The 20,080-nt window shown below is 41.4% G+C and carries 10 protein-coding genes; 1 reads left to right on the forward strand and 9 read right to left on the reverse strand.

Annotated elements, in window-relative coordinates; genetic code table 11:
- Positions 1-29: 29 nt before the first annotated feature.
- The 9 genes from HW120_RS04815 to HW120_RS04855 form a co-directional block, all read right to left on the reverse strand.
- On the reverse strand, positions 30-6,146 hold the full coding sequence (locus HW120_RS04815; protein WP_177731370.1) for a hypothetical protein: 6,117 nt from the start codon (positions 6,144-6,146) through the stop codon (positions 30-32).
- Entirely contained in the window at positions 6,143-6,745 is a 603-nt protein-coding gene (locus HW120_RS04820) for a hypothetical protein (protein ID WP_177731372.1), read from the reverse strand. The genes HW120_RS04815 and HW120_RS04820 overlap by 4 nt, the downstream gene beginning before the upstream one ends.
- A gap of 268 nt (positions 6,746-7,013) precedes the next feature.
- Positions 7,014-8,417 carry an efflux transporter outer membrane subunit gene (locus HW120_RS04825; protein ID WP_246297036.1) on the reverse strand — a complete coding sequence of 468 codons (1,404 nt, stop codon included), beginning with the start codon at positions 8,415-8,417 and terminating at the stop codon, positions 7,014-7,016.
- A 16-nt stretch (positions 8,418-8,433) separates the two neighbouring features.
- Entirely contained in the window at positions 8,434-11,601 is a 3,168-nt protein-coding gene (locus HW120_RS04830) for an efflux RND transporter permease subunit (RefSeq protein ID WP_177731376.1), read from the reverse strand.
- Between the two features lie 23 nt (positions 11,602-11,624).
- Positions 11,625-12,749, reverse strand: a complete 1,125-nt coding sequence (locus tag HW120_RS04835) for an efflux RND transporter periplasmic adaptor subunit (RefSeq protein ID WP_177731378.1) — start codon at positions 12,747-12,749, stop codon at positions 11,625-11,627.
- A gap of 128 nt (positions 12,750-12,877) precedes the next feature.
- Complete coding sequence (locus HW120_RS04840; protein ID WP_177731380.1) at positions 12,878-13,471, reverse strand: TetR/AcrR family transcriptional regulator; 594 nt, start codon at positions 13,469-13,471, stop codon at positions 12,878-12,880.
- Positions 13,472-13,618: 147 nt separating this feature from the next.
- Complete coding sequence (locus HW120_RS04845; RefSeq protein WP_177731382.1) at positions 13,619-17,041, reverse strand: hypothetical protein; 3,423 nt, start codon at positions 17,039-17,041, stop codon at positions 13,619-13,621.
- A 126-nt stretch (positions 17,042-17,167) separates the two neighbouring features.
- Positions 17,168-18,421, reverse strand: a complete 1,254-nt coding sequence (locus HW120_RS04850) for an aspartate kinase (protein WP_177731383.1) — start codon at positions 18,419-18,421, stop codon at positions 17,168-17,170.
- Between the two features lie 48 nt (positions 18,422-18,469).
- On the reverse strand, positions 18,470-18,943 hold the full coding sequence (locus HW120_RS04855) for a GNAT family N-acetyltransferase (RefSeq protein ID WP_177731385.1): 474 nt from the start codon (positions 18,941-18,943) through the stop codon (positions 18,470-18,472).
- Between the two features lie 106 nt (positions 18,944-19,049).
- Here HW120_RS04855 and fbp point away from each other — a divergent pair, with 106 nt between their 5' ends.
- Positions 19,050-20,063, forward strand: coding sequence for a class 1 fructose-bisphosphatase (gene fbp / locus HW120_RS04860; RefSeq protein WP_177731387.1), 1,014 nt, complete (start codon positions 19,050-19,052; stop codon positions 20,061-20,063).
- Positions 20,064-20,080 lie beyond the last annotated feature (17 nt).

Raw genomic sequence — 20,080 nt, forward strand, 5'->3', positions numbered from 1 at the left:
AATATAATATATCTCATAAAAATTGAATCCTATTGGTTATTGTTACATGTTCTTGGAGTTACACCCAAATAGTTTTGTGTTGTTCCTCCGCTTACATTGTGTTCACACTTAATTATGATACAGCAAGGTGAGGTGTTTCCTACCAAAGTAACGTTCAGTTGTATCTCTGCGTTTAATGAAGACTGCTGATTATCATTTTGTCCGTTATTGTCAGCCCCATTTAAAAAGTCTCCGATGATATTTACCTGAACCGTTTTTCCGGTGATAACGATATTGTTATTTGGAATGGTCAAAGCAACTTGTGTTGGACTTGGAATGGTTGTAACCGTAACAGTAGCAACATTTACAGGGAATGTTAATTTTAATCCTTTGCAGGCATCTGTATCACCACCACTTGAACAGCTATTTCGCGTAAAATTAAAGGTACAGTTGCTCGGCGGATTCTCACCAGCACTTGACGGACAGGTTTCTTTCGGGATAGATGCCGGAGCCGTAACCAGTTCACGGGATAATTTAACGGATTGGCCGGTGCTCACCTTTATACTTTTCTTTCCGGTATGCGAATGATTGGTAGCATACGATGCATTACTGGTATCGAAACTAAAGTGTGATGGATTAGTGGTTCCGTTTTTCGGCGTTTCTTCAAAGCCTTCAAACCCCATTTCCGAATATTTTGAATTGGAAGCTATCGCCATAGGTAACGTATAGTTATAACCATACTGCGCAGCGCTATAACGGTTTAAAGCATCCTTGTTTTCCAGTTCTGTTCCATAAGGGCTATATAATGTGATACTGCTTGCACTGGTCCAGTTAGCCGTATTTACCGACCAAAGACCATTTGTGACAATATAAAAAGGCGTAAACTTGGCGAAGAAACCTTCATTTCTCGGGTTATTTACCGTAGTTGCCGAAGCGTTTCTACTGGTTAAATATGCATACGATTTTTCGGTTTTCCAATCTCCTTTGATATTCCAGAGATATGGATTAACTCTAACGGCATACGGATAATTCGGATTCCCCTGTGCATCAATCGGAGAATTAGGATTCGCAGTTGGTTCCGGATAATACGGTAAATTATTTTCAGACTGTGGTTTCCAGTAATCATTGTAAACCACGGCACTAGCATTTAGTATCCTCGGATTCGCAGTTGCCGAACCGCTATACGTCAGAATATCCTGATCCAGGATTCCGGTTTGATTGACCGCATCCGTAATCTTAACAGGATTTTTCATCAAAGTAACCGATGCCATTGAAGCGGCCTGTAAATTCCGGTAGCCCGAACGGACAATTTTAAACGGAATCTCGACATAATCTTCGCACTTGTTAAAGTAGTTACCATCTTTATCCATCAATAGAATTCCGGATTTATCACTCTTAAAGCCAATAACCCAAAGTCTGTTTACCAGTATAGATGCTCCCGGTGATGGGGCAGCAAGCGCCTGTGTTTCTATCGGTTCCAAAGGTGTTCCGGTTTTAATATATAGCTCATCGCCCAAGTGGAAAAACTTGGTTAAGTCGTTTTGAAAGTTGATTTTAAAATACGGTTTCCCTGTCGCAAGAATCGGAGTTCCGTCGTTATTAGGAGGAGGAGGACTTGTTACCGGAGTTTCAGCTCTTAAACTTCCCTCAAGACCGATATTAGTACTGGCTAATCCCATACCGTCATATTTCCAGTAGGCCGGATACGTTAGCGAATAGTACTGATCGCCGTATTCGTTAATCGTCTGATTGAGTATCACCTCACCGGAACTGGCATCCCATGCCAGGTTTTTAGTCGAAACGGTCGATCCTAAATCATACGCAATTTTCTCAACCATTATTCCGGTCTTATGAACGTGTTTTGTAGTAACAGCCGTTCGTAGTAAGTTTTCGTTATACGAATATTTAGGAAGTATAGTAGGAACAAATGCCGGGAAAATGGCAACTAAAAAGGCCGCTAAATTTCCGTCAAAACCAGCCAATTCCGATTCGGAATGACTTTCATTAAAATCATTCACCATATCATAATCCACACCCATTAGTTGTTTTTTTACCTCACCCTTTTCATTAATGGTTTGTATAGTATTATCCAGGGTACCATCTGCGGCTATGTTATATTTATATTCTACTTTCGAAATAGGTGAATTCTGCCCTTCGGCATATACTTCCTGTGATTTGATTTTTCCGTTCATGTCATTGGTTTCAATGGAATATCCCTGTGACATGGTTAGATGACTTCTTACAACAACATTCGCCAGTTGAACAACAATATTCATGATGTTACTTGGATCCGGAATATCATTTTTAATATCCGGGTCGGTGAATTCAACTTTTGTAGGGAAATCATACGAGGTGTAATGTCTGGTTATAACCATTCCGGTTGCGTGTCTTTCGACTTTTTTATTGCCATCTTTTCGAGGCAGGTTTTTTACCATTACCCGCGAATAGGTTACTCTTGGTGCCGGGAAGAAGTTTTCACCGAACGGTTTCTCTACATAATTATTTTCCTTTGGTGCCGAAATGTTTTGAGCATAGCTGCCATTTTTTGGATATAAGGGTTCTAAAAGTGCATTTTCTGAACTTCCGTTAGGTTCATAGGTTGCCACACCACTTGATCTTTTATGGTCATCATTATACGAATAGATTTGGCCGTATTCCATGTTGGACAAATCGGTGCCGCCGGATTGATTGTTATCTAGCATGGAGCCCCATTCGTCACTCAGTCGAATGGATTTAACGCGCAAACCACCGCCCAATTTTCTTCCTTTTGCATTTTCGAGTCGTATCCATGATTTATCGGTTTTGAACATTCGGGCACAGCCTTTGTTTTGAAGTGCTTTATTCGGACCGCTAAAAATTTCGCCAATGGCAGTGATACTTGCAACAAGGTCGTTAACAATGGATACAAAATTAGTGTTCGTTGCGTCTCCTCCGATACTATAGACAATCCGGTTTAAATAGGTTCTTCCAAAACCCCAACCGGTTTTAACAATAGGATTTACCTCTGCGTCTCCACTTGCACCATCACGGTTCAGGAATTTAAGCGGAATCGCCGCTATAGGACCATAGGTTTCATGGTTCAGGACATTTATTTTGATGTTTTGATTCTCATTTTCTTCTATCTCAAAATACCCGGAGACATAATCATATTGTGCATCATTCGCCGTCATGTTCATTAGGAAACGAAACTGAATCGCTTTATTATAATTTTCACCCAGATGCCGGTCAATAAACTGCTGCCTTGTTGTGATCGAATCGGCGGCATTCAGTTTTACATAAAGGTATTTTTTATGACCACTACCATCACCGTATAAGGTATTGGTTATATTATTCGATCCAGGGGTATTCGTTGTTCCTGCTCCAATAACCTTAAACATTTGCATTGCTCTTTTGTTTTGAACATATTGATAATCGTCACTTTCTGTTTCGATAGCAATAACTCCTCCCGATGGCAGCTGAACGGATTTTAAGGTCCAGGCACCGGTATTGTTATCTGCCAGCGTTTTGTCGCCCTGTTGCACAAAAGGATATTCGCTATTAGAAAGCGGTGTGTTAATATTACCGCTTCCGGCCGGGTTTACTTTGTAATTCCCCCAAATATCAAAACCTTTCGGATTGTATTCCGGGTTGTTAACAGGATCATTGTTTATGGTATAGTCGCTCGGTTTGTCTTTTGATTTCTCAAGTCCGTAATTAAATACATACGGTGTATATTTTCCCATATTGGAACTTCGGTAGGTGAAATAAACGCGTTTCAGGGTTAATTTTCCTTTTGTAGAAGCCAATGAGTTAGGCGTATTTTGACATAGCGAATAATCATAGTCAAAATGTGCCGTTTTAATAGGCTTGACAGCACCATCAATCCCGGGATCGAAAATTGCACCTGAGGCATTGGTTACTTCCGGTCTGGAATAAAGTCGGATGGACTTGATTCTTTTCATCCGCCCGGAACCGGCACCGCCATGTTCTCCACTAACACCTACAGCATCCTGACGGTCTTCTAAATCAAAGAAGGCTACATGGGTTTTCGTACTGATTTTATCCAGATACACCAGTTGTTTTGTTCCATAGATATAGGTTCCTTTCTGATCATCTTTATTAGAGATCAAACCCTCGTTATAATTGGCGGTATTGCTCTGAAAAGGAATGCGCCACTGATAGTTGTTAATGGTCGTATAATCAAATTTTGTAAATGTCCCCAAATCGTTTAGACTCGGCCCGTTACTGTCCACATCTTCATAATCTGCTGATAAAACTGAAGTGATTAAATAACTATGTGCATAAGCAGGAGTTGTTATTTTATTCAGGAATTTATCACTCACATTGGTGTTGTTACCTGCTGTCGTTCCGTTATAAGGCACCAAACCGGTCGTGTTGTTTCCGGGTTGTTTGGAAACATCAAAAGTAGCCTCCACTTTCTTAGTGTTATAGGCTGTCTTTCCATACACATAGGTAGAACCATCCGTTTGCAAAACTTTAATCCCGGCAGTATGATGCACCTTGGCACTGTCATTCTTGATCACAAAAGGATCGCCGGCTGTTTCTTCGGCGGTTACTTTATGGATAACCTGGTTTCTTAAATACCGTTTGGTTCTCTTGATTTTAGAGTTAATGGCATAGGACGAATTATTAAGTGTTTCATTATAATTGTTGGTTGTCATCCGGTTTCTGGTACTACCGCCCAAACCGATTCTCAGTGCTTTTGTCTGATGAATTTTATCAAAATAAATACTTTGCTCCGGATCTACAACGGTGCTTCCTACAAGTTTGTAGGTTACAGGTTCATAGCCTAAAGCTTTGGTGTCGTCACTACTTTCATTGAAATACTGCAACGCCGGATTGTTATTAACCCAACCGCCGGTGCTGCTGCTTGAAGGAGCAACTTTAAAGTCAATACCGCCATGTACTAAATTTCCAATTCCAAATTCGGCACCAAGACTTACCCCGACTCCATAATCTGAAACTCTATCGTTATACAGATAGCCTACTTGGGAACGATAAGGCCTGAACATTCCTGAAACACCTTGTCCTTCAATATTGTAAATGTCATAGGTGTAATTGGTTACCGGTAGAGCAGTTGTATTCTCTGTAACGGTTCTGTCGTTCTCCCGGTTAAAGTCCATTACACCGGCCTGCTTTCTTTTGTATTCCGTATTGTCATAACCGTATGCTTTCTCTGTTCGGTTTCGGTACTGAGAAGCAACCTTTTGATAGGAGCCATAGCCGGTCAGTTGTGCCTGAAACTCACCCAGGTAAAATTCACCACCAAAAGCGCCGTTAAAAGTGAAACTCGAATTTTCAAAACCAACTCTTTTACTCGGCGTATAGCTTTGATCGTTGAATGAAATGCTTCCGCCAACACCACCCCCTTTGGAGCTTGTAAAACTATAGCTGTTTCCCAGAATAGAGAAGGAAACGTTTTTAATACGCCTCACACTTGCAGATAAGTTCAGGTTTTCAACACCTTTTCTACTGCTAAATCCGAGTCCTATTCCTCCGGTACCTTTTAAGCTTTCTGAGCTGATTGCACTTGTTGCTTTTTCTTTTAATTTTTTAGATATACTAACAGAAGGATTAACACTTGCTCCTTCACTAACGGAACTTGAAAAATTTAATCCTACAGCTACATTTTCACTTAAAGCAAAGTTGGCGCCAAACGAAGGCTTAAAGGTAATTCCTTCGTAATTATTGTATTGAACACCAAGTCCTACACCGGGTCTGATCGCGTCATAACCCGCAAAGGCAGCATTAAAACCAAAATGAGTTCCAACGGTAATATTATCCCTCAGATCATTTTCATACTTAATTTTATCCCCATTAAAATCATCCGGTAAACCGCGTACTTGTCTCTCAATTTGTCCTACGTTTAAATTCCAGCCAAGACCTACCCATGAAGCTTCCTGATCGGTTGTGATACCGGCATTGTAGGATAAGTTTAAAGGATAGCCGCCTACATCCATAATCGGGATATTATAGTTAAAATCACCACTGGCCAAATCAACCATATCAGAAGTTCCGATAGGGGTAAAGGAGTTAAATTCAGGTTGCGACGGACCACTGGTCAAAGCATACATACGGATGGGCTGGGTGATTTCAACAAAAATCATTAACGTTAAGTACCAAGCCACAACTTTAGTGAATTTGCTGTTTCGGATTTGCTTTATCATAAGGCTATTTCTGTAAATGGATCTTTAAATTGGAATTTTAGGGTGCCTTTCTTAAAAAGGTTGTCTTTATAGAGAAGCTGAATTTTAGCGTTGGGGTCAATATTGGAGAAAAACAACATCACTTTTTGATAGGGTGTTATTTTATAACTTCTCTCAAACAATGCTCCCGAACAGGGGATAGTATCTTTTTGATTGATAACAACAGAAAAGTCGTTTTCAATTGAAAACGACATATATTTAACCCCATCTTCATAAGGGATTCCGGTAGTTTCGGGATCTAAAATGTCTTTTTCGTTTTCCTGCTCAAATGTAAATTCAATTACTCTTTCCCTTTTGTTGTCATTGTATAGGGAGTCTACAAGGAATAAATTGGCATTGCCTTTATCCTTTAATAGGTAATACTGAATAGGTACTTCGGTTGCTGTAAAATCGAATTGATCAACTTTTTGACTGTAAACTTTGGATTTCCATCCGATTTTTTCAAGATTGTAATAGCGTTCCCGGATTTCGGAATCGTCAGAACCGCTCTTTTTATCTTTAGCGCAAGATAAGAGCAGTAATAAGGAGCAGGCTGTAAAGAATGCTTTAACTATTTTCATGGCTTTAATGTATAGCTATTAGTTCTACCGGAGAACCATCAGCTATGATTGTTTTTTTTAGGCTTAAATATTTTGAATTTTCAACAGAGTTGAAAAGATCATACGGGGCGTATATGCGGCAAAAATATAATTTTTTTTATAAAGAACGTTTCTATATTATAGCAGATGTTTGTTTATAGATTAATAATAACAAAATTCTTAAAAAAAGGAAAACCCTTTTGAAAAACGTCCAAAAGGGTTTAATGAATATAATAATTGCAAGATAATGTTATCGCCATCCGCCGCCCAAAGCGCGGTACAATTCGATATCGGCTTCCAGCCTTGATTTTTTAAGAGCAGCCAGTTCCAGCTCACTCTGTAATAAATTACTTTGCGCCGTGATGACCTCTAAATAATTGGCCATACCGTTTTTAAATAGCATAGTCGCATTGCGGATTGCTTCCTGCAGCGTTTCCACACGGGAAGCAGCTATCTTATTTTGTGCATCCAGTTTGTCTATTTTTACCATGGCATCCGAAACTTCTGCAACAGCAGTCAGTACCGACTGGCGGAAACTGATAACCGTTTTTTCACGCTCCTTTTTGGAAATTTCATATTGCGTACGCAGTTTTTTATTGTTCAGCAAAGGCTGTGCAATACTTCCGGCAACAACGCCAAATAAAGAAGCCGGCATGGTAAACCAGTTGCTGGACTCAAAAGAATTTAAACCGCCGGTTGCCGTGATGGACAGGGACGGATATAAAGCTGCTTTTGAAAGACCCACTTTAGCATTGGCACTTTGTAAAGCCAGTTCCGCACTTTTCACATCCGGACGTTTGTTCACCAAAGTCGATGGAATTCCGGCTTTCAGATCTTCATGGGCAGCAATAGCCTGTAGCGTTGCTTTGCGGTCTATCGCTTTTGGAAAACTTCCGGTTAGCACACTCAACGCATTCTCCTGGATAACAATATTCTGTTCCAGTAACGGAATTAACTGAGCGGCAACCAAACGTTGCGATGCAGCCTGTTGTTTCGCTAGCGAAGTAACCTGTCCCGCTTCATATTGCAGGTTGATGATAAACAGCGTACTGTCATTCAGTGCCAGGTTCTGTTTGGCGATTTCCAGCTGGGCATCCAGCATCAGCAGGTTATAAAAACCTTTGGATACCGTTGCTACGATAGTGGTTTGCAATGCTTTTTTTACCTCTTCCGATTGTAAATACTGTGCCAGGGCACTTTTTTTCTGATTGCGGAGTTTACTCCAGATGTCTGCTTCCCAGGATAAATTGGCGGCAGCAGTAAAATCTTCAATATGATTTTTACCTAAAAACTGACTTAAACTCACCCCGTTCAAACTGTTCTCAGACGGATTGGTGGAATTGCCGGTTACCTGAAGATTCAGGGAAGGAATAGTATTCCATTTCGATTGCCTGAACTGTAGCTGGGCAATTTCGATATTCTTTTGTGCCAGTTGCAGCTCATTGTTTTTGGCAATCGCATTGTCAATCAGGCCTTGCAATGTTTTTTCGGTGAAAAAAGATTTCCATTCCAGATCACCTGCGGTGGTACTGTCGGTAGAAGCAACCCCTCTGTATTCAGAGGGAATTGCATCTTTTGGAGTCTCCACATTCCGGGAGACCTGACAGGAACTTAACGTTGCAATAAATAAAGATAAGGTGATATATTTTTTCATGTATTTTTTCATTTGATTAAACCGTTACCGCTTCTTCGTGTGGTACCGTTTCTGTTTTCTTGGTGGAAACTTTCTCGTGTAAATACTGGAAAACCACAAACAGCACAGGAATGATAAACAACCCTAATACAACTCCGGTAACCATACCGCCCGCAGCACCAATACTGATAGAGTGATTACCCATAGCCGATGGTCCTTTGGCACTCATCATCGGGATAATGCCAACCACAAAAGCCAGGGACGTCATGATAATCGGACGCAAACGGAGCTTCGCAGCTTCAATGGAAGAAGCGAGCAGCGACTTACCGGCTTTCCGGCGTTGTGAGGCAAACTCCACAATAAGGATGGCATTTTTGGCTAATAGACCAATAAGCATTACCAGGGCAACCTGTACATAAATATTGTTTTCAATACCGGCTATTCCGATAGCCGCAAATACACCAAACACTCCTGTCGGGATCGATAAGATTACCGCCAGCGGAAGAATGTAACTTTCATATTGTGCCGATAGCAGGAAATAGATAAACAATAAGGATAGTACAAAGATCACGGTCGACTGTCCTCCGGAAGAAAGCTCTTCCTTCGTCATGCCCGAAAACTCAAAAGCATATCCCGATGGCAGATGCTGTGCAGCAACTTCTTCTACCGCTCTAATGGCATCTCCGGAACTGAAGCCCGGTTTGGCAATCGCATTCACACCAATCGAATTAAAGAGATTGTAACGGGATGCTGTTTCCGGTCCGTAAACACGTTTTAGCTTTACAAGCGTATTGATCGGAACCATATTGCCCATTCTGTTTTTTACATAAATACCATTCATGGAAGACGCTTCCGTACGGGCCGACTTGTCAGCCTGAACCATTACCCGGTAATATTTTCCGAAACGGTTAAAGTCGGATGCCTGGGCACTACCAAAATAAGCCTGCATGGTCTGTAGGATATCTTTCGTATTCACGCTCAGTTGTTCCGCTTTGACATCGTCAACCTCCATGTCATATTGCGGATAATCGGCTTTAAACGAAGTAAAGGCAAAAGCAATTTCCTTACGCTTCATCAATTCCCCAAGGAATTTGTTGCCGACTTCGCTGAATTTGGTCAGACTGCCGCCGGTTTTATCCTGTAATACCAGGTCCAAACCGTCAACATTACTGAATCCCGGTACGGTAGGGAAGGTAAAGACAAAGAAATTAGCCCCTTTTATGGTTGATAATTTCTGACGTACCTCATCCATGATCGCATTGATATCTTTTACGGCACCACGCTCTTTAGCCGGTTTCAATAAAACGAAAGCAACACCCGATGACGGACTGGAAGACTGAGTAAGGATGTTAAATCCGGACAGTCCCATTAACGTCTTTTTAGACTCCATATTTTGAAGCAAACCTTCTGCCTCATGAATCACTTTGGTTGTTCTTTCTAAGGAAGCTCCTGCCGGCATGGATAAGGAAATGGCAATAAAGCCCTGATCTTCCGAAGGAATAAATCCGGTCGGCGTTCGCTGTACCATAAAAACAGTGGCAGCAATCACAACGGCAAGACCACCAAGGCTTAACCATCTGTGGCGGATCAGAAAACGGATACTGCCCAGGTATTTGTTGGTTAATTTGTCAAAACCCTGGTTGAAGCCGATAAAGAATTTCTCTTTAAAGGTTTTCTTCTCTTCCGTGGCATTTCCGTGGGAATGATTCTCTTTTAAGAATAAAGCTGCTAAAGCCGGACTTAGGGTCAAAGCATTAATAGCCGAAATAATGATGGCAATGGCTAACGTAAAGGCAAACTGACGGTAGAATACACCGGTTGAACCTTCCATAAAACCTACCGGTAAGAATACTGCCGACATTACCAGCGTAATCGAAATGATCGCTCCGGTAATTTCGCTCATGGCAGAAGTCGTAGCCGCTTTGGGCGGAAGGTGTTTGTGCTCCATTTTGGAATGCACCGCCTCGACCACAACGATCGCATCATCCACCACAATACCGATAGCCAGTACTAATGCAAACAACGTTAACAGGTTGATCGAGAATCCGAACAGGGACATAAAAAAGAATGTACCCAGGATCGCTACCGGAACCGCAATGGCCGGAATTAAAGTAGAGCGGAAATCCTGTAAGAAAAGGAAAACCACGATAAATACCAGTATAAAAGCTTCAATCAAAGTAGAAATTACCTGGTTTATGGATTGATCCAGGGAATCTTTGGTATTGTAAAGAATCAGGTATTTTACGCCTTTCGGGAAATCTTTGGAAACCTTTTGCATTAACTTGTCAATAGCGATCTGGATTTCATTGGCATTCGAACCGGCTAACTGCATCGAAGCAATATTAACACCCGGTTTACCATTCACGCGGGTAAAGTTTCCGTAAGTGTAAGCCCCGAATTCTATTTTAGCCACATCTTTTAATCGCAATACCGAACCGTCGGCATTGGAACGGATAATGATGTTTTCATATTCCGTTGGCTTGTTTAATTTTCCTTTGTATTTGATTACATATTCAAAAGATTCGGCGCTGCTTTCCCCGAATTTCCCCGGAGCTGCTTCCAGGTTTTTATCCTGGATTGCTGCCATTACCTCTTTTGGTGTCAGATTATAGGCAGCCATTTGTGTCGGATTCAGCCAGACACGCATGGAATAATCTTTATTACCACCAAAAATAATGGATTGTCCTACACCCGGAATACGTTTGATCTCCGGAATAATATTGATCTGGGCATAATTTGCCAGGAACGTCTGGTCGTATGTTTTTTCATCATCCGAATACAGGTCCACAACCATTAAAAGGCTGTTTTGTTGTTTGGCTGTAGTAATACCCGCCTGAACCACTTCGGCCGGAAGCTGACTTGTAGCCTGGGCTACACGATTCTGAACGTTTACAGCTGCCTGATCGGGATTGGTTCCCAGTTTGAAAAATACGGTAATCACGAGAGAACCGTCATTACTGGCGGTGGAACTCATATAACTCATGTTTTCCACTCCGTTGATGGATTCTTCCAGCGAAGGAGCCACCGAACGCAATACGGTTTCGGCATTCGCTCCCGGATATAAGGCGGTTACCTGAACCGCCGGCGGGGCAATATCCGGAAATTGTTGGAGCGGTAATTTTGTTAAGCCCAAAATACCCACCATTACCAATAGTATGGAGATGACAGTGGCCAGTACAGGTTTGTCAATGAATTTTTTAAACATAAATGTTGTTGGTTAGTTTTTAATTATTTCTGAGCAATTGCTTTTTTAGCCTTTTCAGGGTTGATCACAGTGCCTTCCTGTAAATTCTCAAATCCTTTGAAGACAATTCTGTCGCCCGATTTTATCCCGTTGGTAACCAGGTAGTCGGTACCGCTTTTTCCGGCAACAACAATAGGCTGTTTGCTTACTTTATTGGTTTTGTCCACTGTGAAAACATAGATTTTATCCTGAACTTCCATAGTCGCTTCCTGTGGAATCAGCAGTGCATCGCTGTGTTTCATATCCAGTTTGATTTTTCCGGTATTTCCGGAGCGAAGCAAACCTTTGGCATTAGGGAACGAAGCACGAAGGGTAATCGCACCGGTGTTTTTGTCAAACTGCCCGTCAACCATATCAATACGTCCTTTTTCGGAATAATCGGAATTGTCTGCCAGTACCAGTGTAACCGGAGGAAGATTGTTGATTTTCTCATTGATGGAATTTCCGGCATGCTGCGATTTGAAAGCAATAAAATCACTTTCTCCCAACGAGAAATATACGTGTACTTCGTGTACATCAGACAATTGTGTCAGTGCTTCCACATCGGCAGGGCCAACCAGGCTTCCTTGTTTTTTAGGTAACCTTCCCAGATATCCGCTCACCGGAGCTTTGATGGAAGTATAGCCCAGATTAATCTCGGCACTTCCTACCATCGCTTTGGCCTGGTTCACATTGGCTACGGCAATTTTATAACCGGCCTTAGCGGCTTTCAGCTGATAGTCGGAAACCACTTTGTTCTGAACCAGCGGCGTTAGTTTGTCTACTTCCAGTTGTGCGTTAATTACCGCTGCTTCTGCTGCATGCAGGCTTGCAAGGGCATTGTTTAGCTGCTCCCGGAAAGGCTGTTCGTTAATTTTAAAAAGCAATTGTCCTTTGGAAACAAAAGCGCCTTCATCTACAAACACCTTTTCCAGGTTTCCGGCCACCTGCGGACGGATCTCCACGTTTGTCGTACCCTGAATGGAAGCAGGATATTCCGATGAGGTAACAGCATTATTGGCATTAATGCTGATTACAGGTAACTCCGGTGCCGGCATGGCGGTATTCTCAGTTTTATTCCCACAGGCAAAAACTAAAAGTGAAGTTAAGCTTAGAATTAGTAGTCTCATAATGGTATTAAATTATTTAATGGTGTTAAGTGAAATTGAATAAAAAAAACAGTGCGTTGCATACTGTTTGCGTTTTACTATATTAAACTGTTTAACAGTGTTAAGTAATGTGTTTAAAAAAAACCGCGCTAGCGGATAGAACGGGTGATTCCAATAATGGCATCTTTTAATATTTGCTGGTTGATATCTGGTGGAAGCCCATTACCGACAATATTGATTGAGATTAAACCGTGTACTACTGAGAAATAAGTGTAATATTTTTGACAAACAGTATCTTCACCCGGATTGTTGTCTTTCATCAGCTCTTTAATAGGAGCTGTGAAAAGTTTGAAAGGTGTTTCCACTTCCGGATATTTACTCATCTGGCAGGTGGTCATTTCCACCCCAAACATTAACTGGTACATTTCCTTATTTGCAAATGCAAATTCCCAGTAAGCCAGCCACATGGCTTCCAGTTGATCGGCAGGATTGTCAAACTTGTCCCGTGCAGCAATTAAATCTTTGTTCAGAACAACATAACCTTTTATGGTCAGCTCCTGCAGTATTGCCTCTTTATTCGCAAAATATTCATAGATAATGGGAGCAGTATATTCAATGGCATCAGCAATTTTACGCAAACTAAGTCCTTGCCAGCCCTCTTCTTTTACAATAGTGCAGGCTGCATCCAGGATGTTATTTCGCGTCTCTTCTTTTTGCCGTAATATTCTGTCTTTACTTCCCATAACCCATCTATTAAATCATTTAACAGTGTTAAGCAAAAGTAATACAAATTTTAATCATGCAACAAAACAACTATAATTTTTTTCTATGCTGCCATAAACAGCAACCTGAAAATGCCTGAAACAGTAGGGAATAGCCGGTTATTAGGATTAGAAATAAGCTCTTAACTGAACGTTTCCGGTATGAATAGTCTGACTGGTTTCGCTTTTTCGGCCCTGATAGTTGAGGTTAATATCCAGGTATTGTGTCAGATTCTTTTGCAAAAGCAGGCGCCACGTTAAATTTTCACCGGCTTGTAAACCTTCCAGCATTTGATAGGCAACCGGCGATAATTCGTTTCCGGTGAATTTATTCTGATAGTAGGACAACTCGCCGTTAATCGTAAAACGCTTGTCGGAAGCATAACTAAAAGAAGTTCCTACACGCTGCTGGTTCAGCTTTTCAAAATCGGCAATCTTATTATCTTTCAGCTGGTATTCATAAAAAAGATCCCAGCTTGCGTTTTTGGAGAACAAATACGAGATTTTGGGTGCCAGTTGATAGCCTGAGAGCTCAAAATTACGGCTGGCATAGTTTTGAGAATAGGTATTGGAGCGGATTGTTTTTCCGTTAAAGCCAACAAGCCAGCTTTTCTGGATCAGATGCGCATACTGGATCTGGTGGGAAGAACTGGTGTTTTCCTGTGAACCTACCGACAACAGGTTTTTAGCCCTGTTCGTTAAAAAAGTATAGGTAATGGAATGGTCCTGCTTGCCGCGATTGTAAAATAAACTGTTTCGGAAACTGGAGTTCAGTCCTAATAAATCGTCGTCGTTACCAAAAAACGGATTCAGATCGAAATTGCCGCTTTTGCGTATGATCTTCCGGTCCATGATAAAAGACGTCTGGTTGTAAAAATAAGATAAGAGTTTTTTTAAACCTTTTTCATTCTGCCACTGATTGGCATTCAGGGTTACCGATTGGGAAAACTTATTTTGATGGGTTTTGATAAAAATCTGGTTTGGCAGGAATACGCGGACATATTTTGCCTGATCGGGGAATTGGGCAATTTCAAATTCTTCCAGCTCCTGAATGCCATTGCCGTTGTAATCGTTCCACATATAAATTCCCTGTCCCGGTTCGACCTGCAAATAGGTGAATTCCTGCTGCGGAATTGTACCGGAAGTGGTTTCATAAGCAGTAGTAACCTGGATAAGCTGGTTAAAATAACGATCGTTGTAGAGCAGACGGGAGTTTAAGGAAGGCTCGCTGGCTCTTGCCGGATCTTCAAACTTCAGGTACCGGTAATTGACAAATAAGGATAGATCACTTTTTTCGGTTTGCATCAACCGGGATTTCAGGTAATAAGAATAAGAGGTGTTCACCTTTTTAATAAGACCTTGCTGCAAACTGTCGTTGGTGCGTTGCAAATAGCCGACTTCCATAAAAACTTTGGTACTGTCGCCACGTCCCACAAAAGCGCCGAATTCTTTAAAGCGCTGGCTTAAAGCCGAAAACTGATTGCTTTCCTTAATTTTTTCTTCGTTGTTTTCCAGTCGGAAGCTGCCGCCCACCCAGTTTTTGTCGATATGGTATTTTACCAGCGACTGACTTCGGATGAATTTTGAGGTCGAGTAATTACTGTCGCTGTTCAGGAAACTGCTGTTATTGCGGATTGCCCAGTTTTTTAAGCTGAACTGACCGTCAACGACATGGCGGGTTCCGGAAAAACTTTCCGAAAAATCGAGCTTTTCCAGCTGGTATTTGGCAAAACCGCTGTTGGCAGAATTGGCCTTTTGCGGCAATCTGAAATTCAGTCCGGAAACCAAAAGCGTCTGATCGCCCAACGGATTGGTAAGATTCCAGTCCCGGTCAAATTCTATGGTAAAAAGACGTTCAATGGTTTTAAACTCTTTCTGTACAAACTGATAGTTGAGCAGGGCATCTACTTCCCAGCGTTTTGACCATAAACGTTGTTTGATATTCAGTCTTCCGGCTAAACCCTGGTTGTCGTCATTGTCAATTGGAGAAAACAGGTTTTTGTCATTATTGCTCAACCCGATTTCAAAATCAACCAGTGTTTTTTCACTGGGATTGTATTTTCCTAAAAAAGTGGCAATCTGGATTTTCGTAGGCGGAACCAAACGGATAATCGGTTCGTAATTTCCTCTTGGCAGGCCGTTTTCCGGTGCAATGTATTCATAGATACGCCCCACTGCCTGATTGTTGGCCAGTATATAGTTTCCCTGATTGTTACCCACCAAAGTAAAACGGACATTGTACAATTCACCTTCCGGATTGTTGGAATACTGGTAGGTCGTGACGCCGTTTACCACTACTTTTTTATAGAGGATCTTATTTTCGGAATAACTGTCCACATAAGCCGAAGGAGCATTCATCAGATCCGGATTGTCGCCGGCATCGGTTAGGATCTGAATCTGCTCAGGCGACAGGTTTTGCTGCAACGGCTGGCTTTTTACATCACTTTCGGAATATAAAAAACCGCCGACACTCCATTTTTCGCGTTCATGGGTTACTCCGCCATAGGTTACAAACCGCGTATAATTCCGGTCGGTATATTGGTATTCAATATTGATACGCATTTCGGAAGTAATCGGGAAAAGGGAGGTAAAGCGTATTTCCCCGGCATTATAATCAATTATATAATCGTTGCTTTCCCCGCGTTTCAATAAGATCCCGTTTACATAAACCCGTTCGGAGCCGGAAATGACCAGTACATACAATTCGCCGTTTGGGCCTTTTAATTTATAAGGTCCCTGATTACCTTCCTGCCCGATAAAGGTACTTCGGGTATATTGTCCGCGAACCAGTGCCCCGGCAGCGAAAACATCGGTTTTGTTACCGGCATCGCCAAAAGTGAAATGCGTGGAAAGTCCCTGTACTTTTTTATTGAAATTTAAAAAGCGGGATTGCCGGTTTTCCAGGAATAAATCCCCGGCACGGATGTTCCATTTGTCCGAAAACAATTCGATAAAGATCTGGTCAAATTCATCCAGCTTTTGGGAATAACCGCCTTCCTGCAAAGGAATATTGCTGTCCTGAATGGACGCACGTAAACTGACCTTATCGGATATTTTACCGGTGATCTGCAAATCCAGATTGGAGTTTAAAACCGTATTCTGGTTGTTCCCGATTGTAACACCTCTGGTAATACTTCCGGAAGTGTTCAGACCGTCAAAAGGTTTGAAATTGTTTACCGGTTCCCGGGTAATGGTATATAGCTTTTGCCCGGTTCCGTTGTTGACCACGCGGGACGGGTCGTAAATCGTATATTTTCGGGTCAGGAATTCCGGGAATTTTAAATAGCGAACCGTTAAAGTGTCGCTTGTCTGAAAATTGTTTTTAAAAGCAAGTGTGCCTTTCTGGAAATTTACGGTATAATAAGTCGTGTCAATTTCATTTCCGGCTTTGTCCAGAAGCTTGAAAAACTCCTTATTAATGCTGACCTTGTCAATGGTAATGGTGTCTTTGGAAACCGTGATCTTTTTGGATTTATAGGGAGTCTCTATTTCTTGGGCATAAAGCCCAGAAATACATAAAAAAGACAAAATTAAAATCCAGTTTTTCAGCATACAAGATATAACTCCAAAATGCCAAAAGTAGTGTAATTTCGTTTAAATTTTAAAAAAGCCGCAAAGTAGGACAGGGAAAAGAACCGTTAAAAGGAAAGCACTCCTTTTAACGGTTTATATTTTGGATTATTCTTTAGTGATAATCTGCATGGTCTCGCGGCTCATTTGCTTAACCAGTACATCTTTGTCTTTTTCGACCATTTGTACCGCCTTTTCCGTAAAATGACGAATGGTGTATAACGAAACATTATCGTTATAGGTGACTTTGAATTTTTTAGATAAAGTGTTTTTCAGCTCGTTAAAGTTATTGAATTTATCTTCAATACAAACCGAGAAACTGATAGCTGTGTTTTGAATAAGGCTTACCTTTATTTTATACTGATGGAACAGGCCGAAGATCTCGCTGATGTTTTCTTCCATGATAAAAGAGAAATCTATTGAAGAAAGCGAAATCAGCAATTGGTTTTTCTTGACAATAAAGCAGGACGTCTGTGGTTCCAGGTCGGCACCTTTGGAAACACTCGTTCCCGGTAACAACGGATTGACAAACGATTTTACATACAAAGGAATCTCTTTGCGTTGTAGCGGCTGTAATGTTTTCGGGTGAATTACCGAAGCGCCGTAGAAAGCCAGCTCAATCGCTTCACGATAGGAGATCTGGTTCAATAAAACGGCATTTTCAAAATAACGCGGATCGGCATTCAGAACACCCGGTACATCTTTCCAGATGGTTACGCTTTCCGCATTCAGGCAGTATGCAAAAATTGCTGCCGAATAATCGGAACCTTCACGTCCCAGAGTTGTTGTGAAATTGTTTTCATCCGAACCTAAAAAGCCCTGGGTAATGTTCAGTACTTTTTTCCGGATGTTTTTGGAAATGGTTTTTTGGGTCAGTTCCCAGTCTACGATCGCATCGCGATAGGTTGTATCGGTTTTAATCAGGTTACGGACATCTACCCATTCGTTTTTCAGTCCGGCATAATTAAAATAATAACTCAATATGGTTGTCGACAGGATCTCGCCATAGCTTACAATCTGGTCGTAAACAAAATTGTAATTCGGGGATTTGTTGATGTTCAGGAAATTTTCCATATCGGAAAAATGCCTGTTCACCGCAGCAAAAACGGCATGTTGTTCGTCTTCAAACAAATCCAGTAAAATCTGATTGTGGTATTTCTTGACTTCCTGTATGGAAGCCTTCAGCTCCGGGGACTTATCAAAATAGTTCTTTATTACCACTTCTAAAGCGTTTGTGGTCTTTCCCATTGCCGAAACAACTAAAAGAACATCGTCAAAACCTACTTTTTGCAAAACGTCATATACGTTTTTGATACTACCGGCATCTTTTACAGAAGCACCGCCAAATTTGAATACTCTCATTGTTTATTAATTAGACATATAAATATTGTGATTTATAACTGCTGGAAGCTATAAATTATTTGTAAAATCAGCAATTCCGGCTTCGTTCATCTGAACGACATACCAGTCTTTTAAAACTTTAGCCCCGGATTTTTCATAAAAAGCAATGGCATTCTGATTCCAGTCCAGAACTGCCCATTCGATACGGCGGACATTGTCTTTCTTTCCCTGTTTGATAATTTCGGAATACAAGGCATGACCCAGTCCGGTTCCGCGCATTTTTTCTTTTACGATAAGGTCTTCCAGATGGATCGTTTTTCCTTTCCAGGTCGAATAACGGTGGTAATACAAAGCCATGCCTACAATTTCGGAATCCACCTCTGCGATAAAAGTTTTAAACAGCGGACGGTCTCCAAATCCGTCACGAACCAGATCCTCAGCCGTTATTACCACAGCATCCGGTTCTTTTTCAAAAGTAGCTAACTCCTGAATTAAATCAAGAACAGCAGGCATATCTTCTTTTCTTCCTTCCCGTATTGTCATTTTTTTAGAAAAATTATTGAGTTTTATTATTGCGAGAATAATTATTCGCATTGCACAAAAATAGCGATATTTGTACTCGAAAACACAACAACAATCCTATTTAATAATGAAAGATCGCAATATAACGCTAGGTGAGTTTATCATTGAAAAACAAGAAGAATTCAAGTACTCATCGGGAGAATTATCTCGTATTATCAACTCCATACGTCTGGCAGCAAAAGTGGTTAGCCACAAAGTAAACAAAGCCGGACTGGTTGATATAGTAGGGGCAGCCGGCGAACAGAATATACAAGGTGAAGATCAGCAAAAACTGGATGTTTATGCTAATGAGGTTTTTATTCAGACCTTGATCAACAGGGAGATTGTTTGTGGAATTGCTTCGGAAGAAAATGATGATTTCATTACGGTTCAGGGAAAAGACGCCAGCCACAATAATAAATATGTGGTATTGATGGATCCGTTGGACGGTTCTTCCAATATTGATGTGAATGTTTCGGTAGGAACCATTTTTTCGGTATACAGAAGAGTAACGCCAATGGGAACACCGGTAACGCTGGAAGATTTTTTACAGCCGGGTGTCAATCAGGTAGCTGCCGGATATGTGATTTACGGAACATCGACCATGCTGGTCTATACTACCGGTCACGGCGTAAACGGATTTACACTGAATCCTGCTATCGGAACGTTTTATCTTTCGCATCCGAACATGCGTTATTCGCAGGATGGTAAGATCTACTCGATTAACGAAGGGAACTATATTCATTTCCCGCAAGGTGTAAAAGATTATATCAAATACTGTCAGCAGGAAGAAGGAGATCGTCCGTATACGTCCCGTTATATCGGAAGTCTGGTTTCCGATTTCCACAGAAACATGATCAAAGGCGGAGTATATATTTATCCGACCAGTTCCAAAGCGCCAAGCGGAAAATTACGTTTGCTGTATGAATGCAACCCGATGGCTTTTATTGCAGAACAGGCAGGAGGAAAAGCATCCGACGGATTTGACCGAATACTGGAAATAAAACCGACGGAACTGCACCAGCGGGTTCCTTTTTTCTGCGGAAGCCGTAACATGGTTGAAAAAGCAGAAGAATTTATGACAAAAGCAAGTCAGTCGTAACCATAAAAAAAGTCCTG

The organism is Flavobacterium inviolabile (assembly GCF_013389455.1).
In the GTDB taxonomy this organism is placed as follows: domain Bacteria; phylum Bacteroidota; class Bacteroidia; order Flavobacteriales; family Flavobacteriaceae; genus Flavobacterium; species Flavobacterium inviolabile.

Coding starts and splice junctions, on each gene's coding strand:
- HW120_RS04830 (WP_177731376.1), bottom strand. CDS start 11,601: ATGTTTAAAAAATTCATTGACAAACCTGTACTGGCCACTGTCATCTCC.
- HW120_RS04840 (WP_177731380.1), bottom strand. CDS start 13,471: ATGGGAAGTAAAGACAGAATATTACGGCAAAAAGAAGAGACGCGAAAT.
- HW120_RS04815 (WP_177731370.1), bottom strand. CDS start 6,146: ATGATAAAGCAAATCCGAAACAGCAAATTCACTAAAGTTGTGGCTTGG.
- HW120_RS04820 (WP_177731372.1), bottom strand. CDS start 6,745: ATGAAAATAGTTAAAGCATTCTTTACAGCCTGCTCCTTATTACTGCTC.
- HW120_RS04850 (WP_177731383.1), bottom strand. CDS start 18,421: ATGAGAGTATTCAAATTTGGCGGTGCTTCTGTAAAAGATGCCGGTAGT.
- HW120_RS04835 (WP_177731378.1), bottom strand. CDS start 12,749: ATGAGACTACTAATTCTAAGCTTAACTTCACTTTTAGTTTTTGCCTGT.
- HW120_RS04845 (WP_177731382.1), bottom strand. CDS start 17,041: ATGCTGAAAAACTGGATTTTAATTTTGTCTTTTTTATGTATTTCTGGG.
- HW120_RS04825 (WP_246297036.1), bottom strand. CDS start 8,417: ATGAAAAAATATATCACCTTATCTTTATTTATTGCAACGTTAAGTTCC.
- HW120_RS04855 (WP_177731385.1), bottom strand. CDS start 18,943: ATGACAATACGGGAAGGAAGAAAAGAAGATATGCCTGCTGTTCTTGAT.
- fbp (WP_177731387.1), top strand. CDS start 19,050: ATGAAAGATCGCAATATAACGCTAGGTGAGTTTATCATTGAAAAACAA.